The organism is Ruegeria sp. CG3 (genome assembly GCF_056537205.1).
In genome coordinates this window covers 880,106-894,276 of record NZ_JBQFRC010000001.1, presented here as the reverse complement: position 1 = coordinate 894,276, position 14,171 = coordinate 880,106, and the positions used below count along the sequence as shown (strand labels likewise).

The 14,171-nt window shown below is 61.7% G+C and carries 12 protein-coding genes; 11 read left to right on the top strand and 1 reads right to left on the bottom strand.

Features of this window, described 5'->3' with window-relative positions; genetic code table 11:
* Positions 1 to 3 precede the first annotated feature (3 nt).
* The 8 genes from ACR0NB_RS04440 to cls all read left to right on the top strand — a co-directional run bounded on the left by ACR0NB_RS04440 (position 4) and on the right by cls (position 9,481).
* Positions 4 to 951, top strand: coding sequence for a DUF58 domain-containing protein (locus ACR0NB_RS04440; RefSeq protein ID WP_480775040.1), 948 nt, complete (start codon positions 4 to 6; stop codon positions 949 to 951).
* Positions 948 to 1,421: a DUF4381 domain-containing protein gene (locus tag ACR0NB_RS04435; RefSeq protein ID WP_480775039.1), complete on the top strand. Its 474-nt coding sequence runs from the start codon at positions 948 to 950 to the stop codon at positions 1,419 to 1,421. Before ACR0NB_RS04440 ends, ACR0NB_RS04435 begins: the two co-directional genes overlap by 4 nt.
* Complete coding sequence (locus ACR0NB_RS04430) at positions 1,421 to 2,404, top strand: vWA domain-containing protein (RefSeq protein WP_480775038.1); 984 nt, start codon at positions 1,421 to 1,423, stop codon at positions 2,402 to 2,404. Before ACR0NB_RS04435 ends, ACR0NB_RS04430 begins: the two co-directional genes overlap by 1 nt.
* Positions 2,401 to 3,903: a VWA domain-containing protein gene (locus ACR0NB_RS04425; protein WP_480775037.1), complete on the top strand. Its 1,503-nt coding sequence runs from the start codon at positions 2,401 to 2,403 to the stop codon at positions 3,901 to 3,903. The genes ACR0NB_RS04430 and ACR0NB_RS04425 overlap by 4 nt, the downstream gene beginning before the upstream one ends.
* Positions 3,900 to 5,126 (top strand): hypothetical protein, encoded by a 1,227-nt coding sequence (locus tag ACR0NB_RS04420; protein ID WP_480775036.1) that lies wholly within the window; start codon positions 3,900 to 3,902, stop codon positions 5,124 to 5,126. Before ACR0NB_RS04425 ends, ACR0NB_RS04420 begins: the two co-directional genes overlap by 4 nt.
* 258 nt (positions 5,127 to 5,384) lie before the next feature.
* Positions 5,385 to 6,995, top strand: coding sequence for an arylsulfatase (locus tag ACR0NB_RS04415; protein ID WP_093962145.1), 1,611 nt, complete (start codon positions 5,385 to 5,387; stop codon positions 6,993 to 6,995).
* Positions 6,996 to 7,070: 75 nt separating this feature from the next.
* The gene (locus ACR0NB_RS04410) at positions 7,071 to 8,045 is read left to right on the top strand and encodes an HAD family hydrolase (RefSeq protein WP_480775035.1); all 975 of its coding nucleotides are present in this window, start codon (positions 7,071 to 7,073) and stop codon (positions 8,043 to 8,045) included.
* Positions 8,046 to 8,068: 23 nt separating this feature from the next.
* On the top strand, positions 8,069 to 9,481 hold the full coding sequence (gene cls / locus ACR0NB_RS04405; protein ID WP_260066213.1) for a cardiolipin synthase: 1,413 nt from the start codon (positions 8,069 to 8,071) through the stop codon (positions 9,479 to 9,481).
* Here the strand turns inward: cls and ACR0NB_RS04400 are convergent.
* A complete protein-coding gene (locus ACR0NB_RS04400; protein WP_260066215.1) occupies positions 9,478 to 9,912 on the bottom strand; it encodes a potassium channel family protein in 435 nt (144 codons plus the stop codon). The two genes, cls and ACR0NB_RS04400, sit on opposite strands and share 4 nt — an antisense overlap.
* Before the next feature lie 171 nt (positions 9,913 to 10,083).
* Between ACR0NB_RS04400 and ACR0NB_RS04395 the strand changes: the two genes are divergently transcribed.
* The 3 genes from ACR0NB_RS04395 to ACR0NB_RS04385 are packed head-to-tail and all read left to right on the top strand — an operon-like array spanning position 10,084 to position 14,166.
* Entirely contained in the window at positions 10,084 to 10,731 is a 648-nt protein-coding gene (locus tag ACR0NB_RS04395; RefSeq protein ID WP_170442781.1) for an ABC transporter ATP-binding protein, read from the top strand.
* Entirely contained in the window at positions 10,728 to 13,142 is a 2,415-nt protein-coding gene (locus tag ACR0NB_RS04390; RefSeq protein WP_480775034.1) for an ABC transporter permease, read from the top strand. The genes ACR0NB_RS04395 and ACR0NB_RS04390 overlap by 4 nt, the downstream gene beginning before the upstream one ends.
* Complete coding sequence (locus tag ACR0NB_RS04385; RefSeq protein WP_480775033.1) at positions 13,132 to 14,166, top strand: lipocalin-like domain-containing protein; 1,035 nt, start codon at positions 13,132 to 13,134, stop codon at positions 14,164 to 14,166. Before ACR0NB_RS04390 ends, ACR0NB_RS04385 begins: the two co-directional genes overlap by 11 nt.
* The last annotated feature ends 5 nt before the right edge of the window (positions 14,167 to 14,171 follow it).

The window sequence follows — 14,171 nt, the reverse complement described above, 5'->3', positions numbered from 1 at the left end:
CGCGTGTCCCCGACCGCAGCGACATCCCGCGACCCACGCATCCACGTCGATGCCCGCCACCTGCTGAGCCTGGGCGGGCGCACCGGCGCGCTCAGCCTTCTGCCCCGACAGCCGGCCCGTTCAGTGCTGAACGGCCGCCATGCCTCGCGCCTGCGCGGGCGCGGCCTGAATTTCGAGGAACTGCGCAGCTATCTGCCCGGCGACGACATCCGCACGATCGACTGGAAAGTGACGGCCCGAACCGGCGAGCCGCATGTGCGCGTCTATACCGAAGAGCGCGACCGCCCGGCGCTGCTTCTGGTGGATCAGCGGGTCTCGATGTTCTTCGGCACACAAGTCTACATGAAATCGGTGGTAGCGGCCGAGGCTGCGGCCATCGCCGCCCATCGGGTTCTGGCGCAAGGCGACCGCGTCGGCGGGATCGTGTTCGGCGATGCCGACCTGGCCGAACTTCGGCCACAGCGCCGCCCGGCGGCCTTGCGGAGATTTCTGTCCTCGCTCGGCGCGCTCAATTGCAGCCTGCACGCTGGGTTGCGCCCACAGACCACGGTCTCGCTAAACCAGGTGCTGCAACAGGCTGCGCGCATCGCACATACCAATGCCTTGGTCTGCGTGTTCTCGGACTTTGACGGCCTGACCGACGGGTCCGAACGGCTGCTGCGCCGCCTGGCCCATTCCAATGACCTGATCCTGTTCGACATCTCCGATCCGATCTCGCGCCACATGCCGCCCGAGCTTCGCCTGACGGTCTCGGACGGCGACCAGCAGATCGAACTGGACGCGTCAGACCGCCAGATGTCGGACCGCGTGACACAGGCGATGGAGCAACGGCTGGCGCAGCTGCAATCCTGGTCGCGCCGATACGGGTTTCCCGTCGTCCCGCTGACCACCGCCGAGCCCGCTCTGGCCCAGATCCTGAGACTGTTCGGCCACCAACGGGGGCGGTCATGACCCCGGACACCGAAGGCAAATCGCTGGTCGAGCTGCTGGACATGCTGAAACCCGCGCCCGAGCCGGCTCCGATTTCCATGGTACCGCAGACCTGGGGCTGGGTTGTTCTGGCAGTGGCACTGTTGCTCGTGGTTGGTCTGATCCTCGTGGCGATCCTGCGGCACCGGCAGTCAAATGCCTATCGGCGGTATGCACTGAAGGAATTGGACTGGTGTCAGAATGACCCGGCCAAAGCCGCCGAGATCGTGCGCCGCGCGGCGCTTGTCGCCTTTCCCCGGTCTCAGGTGGCCGGTTTGACCGGTGACGACTGGACGAATTTTCTTGGCCAAACCGCTGACCTGTCCGGGTTTTCCGCCTCGGCCCTCGGCAATCTGGCGGCCGCCCCATACCGCAAGGGGGTCACCGACCCGGATGCCGCCGAACTGGCGCGGCAATGGATCAAGTCGCATCGGTCCAAGGGGGCGGTCTGATGTTCAGTTTCGCCGCGCCTTGGGTGTTTCTTCTGCTGCCACTGCCGGCACTGGTCTATTTCCTTGCTCCGCCGCACAGGCAACGGGTCGATGCCATTCGCATCCCGTTCTTTCGCCACGTCGCACATGCAGCCGGGGCCGAGCCGCAATCCGGCTCGGTAACCCTGAGACGGACGCGGATGCAAGCCGGTCTGGCGATCCTGATCTGGGTGCTTCTGGTTCTGGCAATGGCCCGGCCCGAACGGTTGGGCGACCCGATCGTCATCGAGAAATCCGCCCGCGACGTGGTGCTGGCCGTGGACATCTCGGGCTCGATGGACCAGCGCGATTTCAAGGCCGCAGACGGCACACCCAAGCAGCGACTGGAGGCCGTCAAGGACGTTCTGCGCGCCTTCATCGCCGCGCGGGACGGTGACCGGATAGCGCTGATCATCTTCGGCACCCGCGCTTTCGTTCAGGCCCCGTTCACCGAGGATTTGCAAAGCCTCAACGGCTTTCTGGACCAGACTGCCGTCGGCATGGCAGGTCCGAACACGGCGCTGGGCGATGCGATCGGGCTGGGCATCCGCACCTTCGAGTCGAGCGAGGTGGACCAACGCCTGATGATCGTCCTGTCGGACGGTGCCGACACCTCAAGCCGCATGACGCCGGTCAATGCCGCGTCGATTGCGGCGGACAAGGGGGTCGTGATCTACACGATTGGCGTCGGCGACCCGAATGCCACGGGCGAAGACCGGGTCGACCTGGACGCGCTGAAGGACATCGCCAACAAAACCCAAGGCCAATATTTCTTTGCCGATGATGAGGCCGCCCTGACCGAGGTCTACCAACAGATCGACGCCCAGAACCCCCGTGTGGTGGAAACCCAAAGCTACCGCCCGAGGGTCAGCCTTGCGCATTATCCACTGGCGGCGGCGCTGCTCCTCATCCTCGCCAGCACCCTGGGCTTTCGCCTTTCACAGGGTCGGAGGCGCGTGGCATGATAGACGCTCTTGCCCAGTTTCATTTCCTGCGCCCCTACTGGTTGCTGCTGTTGCTGCCGATTGCCGCTGTCTGGTGGCTGACCCGGCCGCGCAGATCGGGCAGCTCGGACCTGCCTGCAGGCATTGCACCCCACCTCGCTCAGGCACTGCGTCTGGGGGCCGAAGATCAACGGCGGGTCGGTCCACTGGACCTCGCCGCGCTCGCTGCCGGTCTTCTGACCCTTGCCGTGGCGGGGCCGACATGGTCACGGGCGCCGAACCCTCTGATCGCGGATACCGCGCCGCTGGTGATCGCGCTCAAGGTCACCGACAGCATGGAGGAGGCAGACCTGGCGCCGTCACGGCTGGACCGTGCCAAGTTGAAGATCACCGATCTGATCAACACCCGCGCAGGTGCGCCCACCGCCCTGATCGCCTATGCCGGAACGGCGCACCGGGTCGCGCCGCTGACCGAAGACGCCAACATCCTGCGCCCCTTGCTCGAAGGGTTGACCCCGGCGGTCATGCCGGTGGCGGGCGATGCAGCCGGTGACGCGCTGACGCTGGCGCAGGACATTCTGGGCGATCAGACAGGCACAGGCGCGGTTCTCTTCGTACTTGACGATATCGATCCGCAACAGGTTTCCGCGTTGGGACAATCTGATACCCCGTTGTTTTTTCTGACAATGCTTCCGAATGGCCGCCAGATTCCGCAACTGGACGGCCTGCGCAGCGCCACGATCGTTCCCTTCTCGGGCGACGACCGTGACATCTCCCGGCTGAACCGCGCGATCACCCGCAGTTTTTCCACGGCCTTGGGCGAGGATGACCGCGTCGACTGGCAGGACCGCGCCTGGATATTGGCTTGGCCCGTCGCCTTGATCGCGCTGCTGTGGTTCCGACGCGGCTGGGTCATCCGCTGGGGGTTTGTGACATTGCTGTTTCTGCCACCGACCGGCGCGCGCGCAGACGGTTGGCGGGACTGGTTCCTGACCCCGGACCAGCAGGGCCAGATCGCCATGAATCGCAAGGACTACGCCGCCGCCAGCACGCTGTTTCAAGATCCGTATCACCGAGGCTACGCCCAGTTGAAAGCCGGGCAATATGCCGAAGCCTCCGAGACCTTTGCCCAGCTTTCCACGCCCGAAGCAGCGTTTGCCGAAGGCATGGCCCGCATCCGAAATCGAGAGTATCGTCCGGCCATCGCAGCCTTTGAAACCGCGCTGGAGCGCCGCCCGGATTGGCCGGAGGCCGCGTACAACCTGGCCGTCGCCCAGGCCATTCTGGCCGAGGTCGAATCCACCCGCGAGCAATCCGATACCGGCGAGGAGGCGGGCATCGGGGCGGATGACGTGGTGTTCGACAACGAAGCCGGTTTGGGCGCGGACACCACGCAACAGGCCGAGACCGGGGACGCCGCGCCCTTGTCGGCCGACCAGTGGATCAGCGCCATCGACACCGACATGCAGGACTTCCTGCGCAGCCGGTTTGTTCTTGAAAATCAGGAGCGTTCCCAATGAGGTACTTCGCGCTCTTGATGCTGCTTCTGTGGCCCGCCCAGGCTTCGGCGCAAGCACCAGACATCCAGCCCCGCGTCACGATCGAAGTGCCGCCGGATCCGACAATCGTCGGCCAGCCCGCCATCGTTCGCCTGAAGGTGCTGGTACCGACCTACATGCCAAATCCGCCGGTCTTTCCATCGCTTGAACAGGAAAACCTTCTGGTACGCCTGCCCGATCGCGCTTCGGGGCCGGTCAGCGAGAGCGTCGAAGGCCAAACATGGTCCGGGGTTCAGCGCAGCTATCGGCTGTATCCGTTGGCCCCCGGTACGTATGAATTTGCGGCGGCCGAGGTGCAGGTGACATTTGCCGATCCCGAAACCAACGATCCCGTTCAGGTCTCGGTTCCCCTGCCCGCCGTTCGCCTGACAGTCGGGATTCCTGACGCAGCCCGAGGATTGGATCCCCTGATAATCGCTGACTGGTTCGAACTGTCGCAGGAGATTGAGGGCGATACCAGCCTTCAAACCGGAGACGCACTGACCCGCACCCTGACGGCAAAGATCACCGGAACGACCCCGATCATGATCCCGCCTTTGTTGCCCGAGATCGAGGACCCATTGTTGCGAGCCTATCCCAATGAACCCCGATTGTCGGAAACCGAAGACCGGGGCGTTCTGTCCGGCCAGCGCACCGACCGCGTGACCTATGTGGCCCAGGACGGCGGACAGACCCAATTGCCGGCTGTCGAGATCGATTGGTTCAACCTCAAGACCAACAAGGTTGAAACTGCGCGCGCCGATTCCGTCGACCTCGTTCTTGCGCCGCCGCCTTGGCAGCCTCCGGACCGGGAAACCGTTCTGCAGCTGGTCGGCTATTTCTTCATTGGGGTCGTGATATTATGGTTTGTTTTTCGCAAACTACATCCGGTTCTTTTGGCACGCTGGGCAGCGGCCAGGCAACGCAGGCTGGCCTCGGCAGCGCATGCCTTTTCGGAACTCAAGCAGGCTGTGCGCCAACAAGACTTGGCCCGTGTTTATCAAAAGTTGGAAGTCTGGAAACGGCGACTGGCCGACCCGCCAGACACTGCAGAATTCGAGGCTTCTCTGGCCGAAATCGGCGCGTCCAGATATGGCGGCGGCGATCAACAAGCGGAAAACTGGAGCAAGGTCCGAGATTGCCTTGACCGTATCGCCCGCCCCCTAGGCCACTCTAAATCCGCCTTGCCCCAGCTCAATCCCTGACGCGGCTGCCAATTACTTACCTGACGTCAACCCAATCTGAGCCAAATCCCAGGGCGCTATCTTCAAACATAAGTATTTTTAGATTGGTCTTTGTGATAGTTATCAATTGCCTAGAGGGGCTTATCTTGATTCCCCCTTTTTGCCGAACCGCCTGACCTGCGAAGGGCGTGTTGAATGATTGACGGATCGGGGGACGCAATTTCCCCTTTTTGACTTTCCTGCAAGGCCGTTTTTGCCTGACCACATAAGGAGAAAAAGATGTCATCACAGGGAAATTTAACGCATCTATGGCGCAGAGGACTGCGACGATTGGCAGTTGCTACGGTTTCTGTCGCGCTGGCCGCGCCGGCCTGGGCGCAAGATCAGAAACCCAACATTCTGGTCATCTGGGGCGACGACATCGGTCAGTCGAACATCTCGGCCTATACCAAAGGCATGATGGGATACCGTACGCCCAATATCGACCGGGTCGCGAATGAAGGCATGATCTTCACCGACTATTATGGTGAGCAGTCCTGTACCGCAGGGCGGTCGTCTTACATCATGGGTCAGTCAGTGTTCCGCACAGGGCTGTCGAAGGTTGGCCTGCCAGGTGCCGATCTTGGTATGCAGGTCGAAGATCCGACCATTGCTGGTTTGTTGAAGGACCACGGCTATGCCACCGGTCAATTCGGCAAGAACCACCTGGGAGACAAAGATGAACATCTTCCGACAAACCACGGATTTGACGAGTTTTTCGGAAATCTCTACCACCTGAACGCGGAAGAGGAGCCCGAGAACGAAGACTATCCGGGTGACACCGTTTTGCCCGATGGCCGGACTTTCCGCGAAGCCTTTGGTCCCCGTGGCGTCATCAAGTCCAAGGCCGACGGAACCATCGAAGATACCGGACCGCTGACCAAGAAGCGGATGGAGACCGTGGATGAGGAAACGGTGGCTGCGGCGATCGACTTCATCAAGCGGGCCCACGAGCAAGGCCAGCCCTTCTATGTCTGGTGGAACGGAACGCGCATGCACTTCCGCACTCATGTCAAAGACGAGATGCGCCAGCAGGCCAATGACATGACCGGTCGTGTGATGGACGAATACTCGGCCGGCATGATCGAACATGACATGCATGTAGGCCAGTTGCTCGATCTGCTGGACGAGTTGGGCATCGCCGACAACACGATCGTTCATTACTCGACAGACAACGGACCGCACTACAATACGTGGCCCGATGCTGCGTCCACGCCGTTCTGGGGCGAAAAGAACACCAACTGGGAAGGCGGCTGGCGCGTGCCCTCGATGGTGCGTTGGCCCGGCAAGATCGAACCTGGATCGGTCACCAACGAGATCGTGCATCACATGGACTGGCTCCCGACCTATCTGGCGGCGGCCGGAGACCCCGAGATCAAGGACAAGCTGAAGGCAGGCTATTCGTCCTCGGGGATGGGTCGCGACTACAAGGTGCATCTGGACGGCTACAACATCCTGCCACTCTTGACGGGTGAAACCACAGAAAGCCCGCGCAAGGAGATCTTCTATTTTTCGGATGACGGCGACATGACGGCGCTGCGCTTCGGAGACTGGAAGCTGATCTTCCTGGAGCAGAAGGCTTGGGCCACCCTGCGCGCCTGGATGGAGCCATGGACCGAACTGCGCGTTCCGATCATCGTGAACCTGCGCCGCGATCCCTATGAACGCGGATATCGCACGTCCAACACCTACTATGACTGGATGATCGACCGCGTGTATTTCTTGGTGCCCGCGCAGCAATACGTGGCGAATTTCCTCGCAACCTTCCAGGAGTTCCCGCCGCGCCAGAAGGCGGCGAGCTTCAGCCTGGATCAGGTGATGGAAAAGATGCTGACGCCGACCAACAACTGATAAAGGTCGGTTCTACTCTCGAGGGTCGCCGGCTTGATCGGCGACCCTCATTTCTTTGATGCGAAAGGATATTTCATGTTCCGCCTGATCTTCTCAGCCGCCGTTTTCGCGTTGCCTGCGGGCCTTGCGGCGGACCCTCTGCCCAGTTGGACCGACAGTCCGGCCAAGGAACGGATCATCGCCTTTGTCGATACGGTGACGACGCCGAACTCGGACGGCTATGTCACCCCTGCAGACAGGGTGGCGGTGTTTGACAATGACGGAACGCTCTGGGCCGAGCAGCCGGTCTATTTCCAGTTCATCTACGCGATGGATGAGTTGGCCGAGATGGCGCAGGACGATCCCTCGGTCCTGACCACGCCGACCTTGGAGGCCGCGGCCAAGGGCGACGCCGAAACCGTGCTGAAGGGCGGTGAAGATGCCTTGATCGAAGTCGTCAGCGCCACGCATTCGGGGCTCAGCGTCGATGCGTTCCAGGCTTCCGTCGCCGAATGGCTTCAGACGGAACGCCATCCCGATACGGGGCTGGCCTATGACCAGATGACGTATCAGCCCATGGTCGAACTGCTCCGGTATCTGCGTGACGAGGGGTTCACGACCTACATAGTTTCGGGCGGAGGCCTGCATTTCATGCGCGTGTTCGCCGAGGACGCCTATGGAATACCGCCCAACCAGATTTTGGGAACCTATGCGGACAGCACCTACGAAATTGTTGACGGCACGCCCACGATCATGAAGGCGCCCGCGCTGGCGTTCATCGACGATAAGGAGGGCAAACCGATCAATATCGAGCGTACGATCGGGAAACGACCGATCCTGGCGGTCGGGAACTCGGACGGTGATTTTGCCATGCTGGAATGGACCACCGCTGGCGACGGGCCGCGGATGGGCGTTCTGATCCACCACACAGATGCCCAACGGGAATGGGCCTATGATCGCGACAGCCACATCGGGCGGCTTGTCGACGGGCTGGACAAAGGCCCAGAAATGGGCTGGGTTATCGTGGATATGGCCAAAGACTGGTCCCGGGTTTTCACCGGCTCGAACTAAAGCGCGGAAAGGTCGGCACACACATGTGGACATTCATCGCCTCGCTGTCCGTCTTTGCCATCTACTGTGTCGCGGTTTTTTTTGCAGTACGGGCCGCTCAGACGGCGCGCACCCCGCAGGGCGCCGTGGGATGGGTGGTGTTTCTGCTTTCGGCACCGTTTCTGGCGGTGCCGCTATACCTGTTCCTGGGACATCACCGGTTCAAAGGGTATCGGATCGCCCGCAAGGAAAGCGAGCGCGTGGTCGAAGGGATCCGCAGCTTTGCCGATCACTCAAAACCCGATCCCGCGACGCTGACCGTCAATCCGCGCCCGTTTGAGGCGCTGGCTCACCTGCCCCTGTCCCGCGGCAACGGGGCCGAACTATTGATCGACGGAGAGGCGACGTTCCAATCCATCTTCCGCGCGATCGATGCGGCCAAGAACTATGTCCTCATTCAGTTCTATATCGTGCGCGATGACGGGCTGGGGCTGGAGCTGCAAGACAGGCTGATCGATGCGGCCAAACGCGGGGTCAGCGTCCGGTTCATGACTGACGCGGTGGGCAGCTATGGCCTGCCGTCCTCATACCTGGAGGAGCTGCGCTCGGCCGGTGTGGATGTCGCTGATCCACGGGACCAGCGCGGGCCGAAGTTCCGGTTTCAGCTGAACTACCGCAACCACCGCAAGACCGTGATCATCGACGGCGAAACCGGGTTCATCGGCGGGCACAATGTGGGCGTCGAATACCTGGGGCAGGATCCGTATTTTGGCCGCTGGCGGGACACCCACATCAAGATGACCGGCCATATCGTTCGTCAGTTGCAGCTGATTTTCACCGAGGACTGGCACTGGGCCCGCGGAGAAGACCTGATTGACGTGCTGGACTGGGCCGGATCGGAATCCGATCAGGACATGAACGCGCTGCTGGTCGCCACCGGACCGGGCGACGCGACTGAAACGGGGTCGTTGATGTTCTTTTCCACGATCGCTGCGGCACAGGAGCGGCTGTGGATCGCATCACCCTATTTCGTGCCGGATATCGACGTGATGACGGCACTGGAACATGCCGCGCTGCGCGGCGTCGATGTCCGCATTCTGGTGCCGGACATGATTGACCACCGCCTGCCCTGGTTGGCCGCCTTTGCCTATTTCGATGAAATCCGGGATTCCGGCGTGCGTGTATTCCGCTACACCGACGGGTTCATGCACCAAAAGGTAATTCTGGTGGACGACACGTTGGCCGCAGTTGGCACCACCAACCTGGACAACCGCTCGTTCCGTCTGAATTTCGAAGCGATGGCGCTGTTCTTCGACAGCCGGGCAGCCGCTGCCGCCGAGGACATGCTGAAGACCGATTTCGAAGCCAGCTACGAAATGTCCAGAAGCCTCGCCCAGCAACCGCCGCATATCCGCTATGGCGCGCCTTTGGCGCGGCTGTTCTCGCCGATCCTCTAGGTCAGGAACCGTTCTTGGAATACGCGCGTCATCAGCGCGACCATGAATGCCGTGGAAAGACCGAAGGCCAACAATCCGGTGACCGAGGCGAAGGCCCCGAAAATCCGCAAGCCCTCACCCAATACAATGTCGCCATAGCCCAGCGTCGTGAAGGTCACGAGCGAAAAATACAAGGCCGAGTTCCAGTCCGGCAGGACATCTCCCATCACCCAGACGATCGCCCAGATCCACACCTGAATCGTATGCGTCGCCACGATGACGGCCAGCGCCAAGGCGATCGGGCCTGCCGTGGGCAGAAAGGTTCCCTGCCCTTCCCATCTGTCGATCACCTTGCGCACCACGATGGTGCACCATGTGAGCAGCCCGATCTCGATCAAGAAACACAGCCCCAGATAGAAGCTGCCCCAAAGGATCTGCTGCGACAACGTCATGGTAATACCCTGCATCGGCCCGGAAACTGAAACTGCACAATGGCGGCTCTGCCCTCAAGGCACAAGGCCGGACAGCGGGCAGTCGTGCGACGAAAAGAACCGAAACTTTTTGAAGGCTGGACAGCGGATCGGCGCGCCGCACATTGTAGAGCGCACTAGGTGAGACTGATCATGTTGTTGGAAATACAGAATATCCACAAAACCTACCCGCGCGGGCGGCCTGTCCTGAACGACGTATCGTTGTCGCTGGAACGCGGTCAGACGCTTGCCATCACCGGCGAAAGTGGCAGCGGCAAAAGCACGTTGCTGAACCTTGCCGGCGCGCTGGACAGTTTTGACAGCGGTGAGATCGTTCTGGATGGCACGGCGTTGTCGCGACTGGACGATCGCGGCCGCGCATTGCTAAGGCGCGAAGACGTGTCCCTGGTGTTCCAGCAATTCAATCTGATCCCGTCGCTGACGGTTGCGCAGAACCTGTCATTTCATGCCCGGCTGGCAAATCGCGTTGACCCCGAGTGGGTCGCGCATCTGACCGCGACGCTCGGTCTCGCCGAATTGACCCAACGCTATCCCGAACATCTGTCGGGCGGCCAGCAACAGCGGGTCGCGATTGGCCGGGCCCTTGCCGTCCGTCCCAAGCTGCTGCTGGCGGACGAGCCAACGGGAAACCTGGACGAGACTGCAAGCGCGGCGGTTCTGGAGCTGATGCTGTCCTTGGTTGCAGATACCGGGGCAGCCCTGCTGTTGGTCACGCATTCGCCCGTGATCGCAGCCCGGCTTGATCAAACGGCACACCTGGCAAACGGGCGGATCGCATGACGCGCACCGTGATCCAAGCCCTCTGGTCGCATTGGCGTTGGCACCGTATCCAACTGGCCACGCTGCTGATCGGAATCGCGCTTGCGACAGGCCTTTGGTCGGCGGTCCAGGCTATCAACGCCGAAGCCCGTGCCAGCTATGCGCGTGCCAACCAACAATTGGCGCTTGGGCAGATGGAGATGCTGCGGCATCCATCCGGCCACATTCCTTTGGACACATACGTAAATCTGCGTCGCGCCGGATGGCAGGTTGCGGCCGTTCTGGAAGGTCGGTACAGGGTTGGGGACCGATCGGTTCTTTTGACCGGAGTGGACCTTGTCGCCCACCCGCCGCTTCCGGCGGTAACGCGACTGGAACAGGAAGAAGCCCCACCCGACCCGGCGACCATGCTGACCGCGCCCGGCCGACTGCTGGCGCCACCAGACTTGGTGCCAATGCTGCAGGATCAGCCCGATCTTCCACCGGCGATCGCCAGCACTGCGCTTCCCCCCAATGTGGTTCTGACCGATATCGGCGTGGCTGAGACACTGTTGAACAAACCGGGTGAGATTTCGCGACTTGCCATCCTGCCCGATCAGCCTCGCGGCATTGCGCCCCTGTCCCAGGTTGCGCCGGAGCTGAACCGTCAGCCCCCTTCCAACAGCGTCGACACTACACGCCTGACCGACAGCTTCCACCTGAACCTTTCCGCGTTCGGCCTGCTGTCCTTCGCCGTCGGGCTGTTCATTGTGCATGGAACGGTTGGACTGGCCTTTGCGCAGCGTCGTGGAATGGTCCGCAGTCTGCGGGCGATGGGAGTCCCGATGGGGACGCTTTCCCGCATCATTCTGGCCGAACTTGTAGGTCTGGCTTTGATCGGTGGATCCATGGGCCTTCTACTGGGTTTCTTCTTGGCCGGAGCGTTGTTGCCCGATGTCGCCGCAACCCTGCGCGGGCTCTATGGGGCTCCGGTGGATGGTCAGTTGCAACTGAGGAGCGGTTGGGTGCTGACCGGACTGGGTATGTCCATCGCAGGAACCCTAGCGGCCAGCGGATACGCCCTGTGGCGTCTGGGCCGAATGCCGGTATTGTCCGGCCCAGGCTTGCAGGCATGGCGTGGCCGCAGCACACGAGCCGTCGTGACCGGACTGGCGGGTGTTGGGCTCGCTCTTGGCGGGGTCGTGATCTTTCTGCTCTTTGACGGATTGGTCGCTGGTTTCGCTCTGATGGCAGGCATTCTGACCGGCAGCGCCCTTTTGCTGCCTCTGGTTCTGTCCAGCATATTGCACCTGTGCGCGGGGCGCGCCCGTGACCCGGTTCGGCAGTGGGTGCTGGCCGACATGCAGGCCCAGCTGCCGGGCCTGTCGCTTGCACTGATGGCTCTGCTGCTGGCCCTGGCCGCCAATATCGGTGTCGGAACCATGGTGTCCAGCTTCCGGCTTACCTTCGTCGGTTGGCTGGACCAGCGCCTGATGGCCGAGCTGTACATCACGGCAAAGGACTCGGATCAAGGTCTCGAGATCGAGACATGGCTGACCCCGCGCGTTGACGCAGTCCTGCCGATACGGAATGTGGAGCTGGATCATCCCACAGGCCCGCTGTTTCTGTACGGAGTGGTCGATCATGCGACCTACCGGGACAACTGGCCCCTTGTCGCCGCTGCCCCGGACGTATGGACCAAGGTTCTGGCCGACGGCGCCATCCTGATCAACGAACAGCTGGCCCGCCGTGCTGATCTGTGGCCGGGGGATTCAATTGCGCTCACCGCCGATCATACTTTGGCAATCGCTGGCGTCTATTCCGACTACGGCAATCCGACCGGGCAAGCGATCGTCTCAATGGACCTGTTCGGCAGGATCGCACCAAATGCCGAAAACCGACGGTTTGGTATTCGCATCGCTCCGGAGCGCGTAGATGAGCTGGCGGCGGATCTACAGAACAGGTTTGATCTGGACCCAGGCGCGATCATCCGGCAGGCCGCGCTGAAGGCGCAGTCCATGGCGATCTTCGAAAAGACATTTGTCGTGACATCCGCTCTGAACATCCTGACGCTTGGCGTGGCCGGCTTTGCCATACTGACCAGCTTGCTGACCCTCTGGACCCAGCGGCTGCCTCAGATCGCTCCGGTCTGGGCAATGGGGCTGACACTGTCGCATTTGTCCAAACTGGAACTGGCGCGGAGCATGGTTCTGGCATTGCTTACCGTCTGCCTCGCCTTGCCGCTGGGTCTGGCACTGGCTTGGATTCTGCTGGCCGTCATCAATGTCGAGGCGTTTGGATGGCGGCTACCCATGCACCTTTTCCCGTTGTCATGGGTGCAGCTCATGCTGTGGACACTTGTGGCCGCGGCCATTGCCGCGGCGCTGCCTGCCTGGCGTCTTCGGCGGGTGCCGCCGGCCGATTTGCTGAGGGTCTTTGCCAATGAACGCTAAACTACTCGTGTGTGCGCTGTTCTGGCCCCTTGCGGCAATGGCGCAGGGGTTTGCCGGTTTGGGCGGTTCTGCCGACGGGTTTGACGTACCACAACCAGAGTACCAGTTCGATTTTCCCGCCGACCACGGCCCGCATCCATCCTATCGGATCGAATGGTGGTACCTGACGGCCAATCTGACCGGAGAGGACGGTCGGGACTACGGCATACAGTGGACCCTGTTTCGCTCTGCCTTGAAGCCATTTGGAACCGCTGGATGGCAAAGCCCACAGATCTGGATGGGCCACGCCGCGCTGACAACTCCGGAACGCCACTTCTTTACCGAGCGCTTGTCTCGTGGTGGAATTGGGCAGGCCGGTGTCACGGCGGACCCGTTCGAAGCATGGATCGACGAATGGCGCATGGCAGGACCAACGCTCCAGACCCTGACCCTGACTGCAAACGGAACCGATTTCGGGTACGACCTGAACCTGTCTGCTTCGGGGCCGCTGGTTTTTCATGGTGAGAATGGGTTTTCCGTGAAATCCGCTGATGGGCAGGCCAGCTACTATTATTCGCAGCCGGGCTACGCCGTCCAGGGCACGCTGTATCTGCCCGACGGCGATGTAGCGGTCACCGGGAACGGATGGCTGGACCGAGAGTGGTCTTCGCAGCCTTTGGCTGCCGATCAGTCAGGATGGGACTGGTTCTCACTCAGTTTCAAGGACGGCGACAAGTTGATGGCGTTTCGCCTGCGCGGCGGACGTGGGGACTATACTTCGGCCACCTGGATCAACGCGGACGGTTCCAGCCGCAGCCTGCCGGACGGGTCAGTAACCTTCACACCACTGGAAACCAGCCGGGTGGCGGAGCGCGATGTTCCGACGGATTGGCGCGTGACCATCCCGGGCGAGGATCTGGATATTCGCGTCCAAGCTCAGAACACCCAAGCTTGGATGGGAACGCGCTTTCAGTATTGGGAGGGTCCGGTCACCGTGTCAGGCAGCCACAAGGGGCGCGGCTACCTTGAGATGACCGGCTACTAGCGTGA

Excerpts from the sequence above, each read along its gene's own strand:
- ACR0NB_RS04435 (WP_480775039.1), top strand. The coding sequence starts at position 948 with ATGACCCCGGACACCGAAGGCAAATCGCTGGTCGAGCTGCTGGACATG.
- ACR0NB_RS04430 (WP_480775038.1), top strand. The coding sequence starts at position 1,421 with ATGTTCAGTTTCGCCGCGCCTTGGGTGTTTCTTCTGCTGCCACTGCCG.
- ACR0NB_RS04425 (WP_480775037.1), top strand. The coding sequence starts at position 2,401 with ATGATAGACGCTCTTGCCCAGTTTCATTTCCTGCGCCCCTACTGGTTG.
- ACR0NB_RS04420 (WP_480775036.1), top strand. The coding sequence starts at position 3,900 with ATGAGGTACTTCGCGCTCTTGATGCTGCTTCTGTGGCCCGCCCAGGCT.
- ACR0NB_RS04415 (WP_093962145.1), top strand. The coding sequence starts at position 5,385 with ATGTCATCACAGGGAAATTTAACGCATCTATGGCGCAGAGGACTGCGA.
- ACR0NB_RS04410 (WP_480775035.1), top strand. The coding sequence starts at position 7,071 with ATGTTCCGCCTGATCTTCTCAGCCGCCGTTTTCGCGTTGCCTGCGGGC.
- cls (WP_260066213.1), top strand. The coding sequence starts at position 8,069 with ATGTGGACATTCATCGCCTCGCTGTCCGTCTTTGCCATCTACTGTGTC.
- ACR0NB_RS04400 (WP_260066215.1), bottom strand. The coding sequence starts at position 9,912 with ATGACGTTGTCGCAGCAGATCCTTTGGGGCAGCTTCTATCTGGGGCTG.
- ACR0NB_RS04395 (WP_170442781.1), top strand. The coding sequence starts at position 10,084 with ATGTTGTTGGAAATACAGAATATCCACAAAACCTACCCGCGCGGGCGG.
- ACR0NB_RS04390 (WP_480775034.1), top strand. The coding sequence starts at position 10,728 with ATGACGCGCACCGTGATCCAAGCCCTCTGGTCGCATTGGCGTTGGCAC.
- ACR0NB_RS04385 (WP_480775033.1), top strand. The coding sequence starts at position 13,132 with ATGAACGCTAAACTACTCGTGTGTGCGCTGTTCTGGCCCCTTGCGGCA.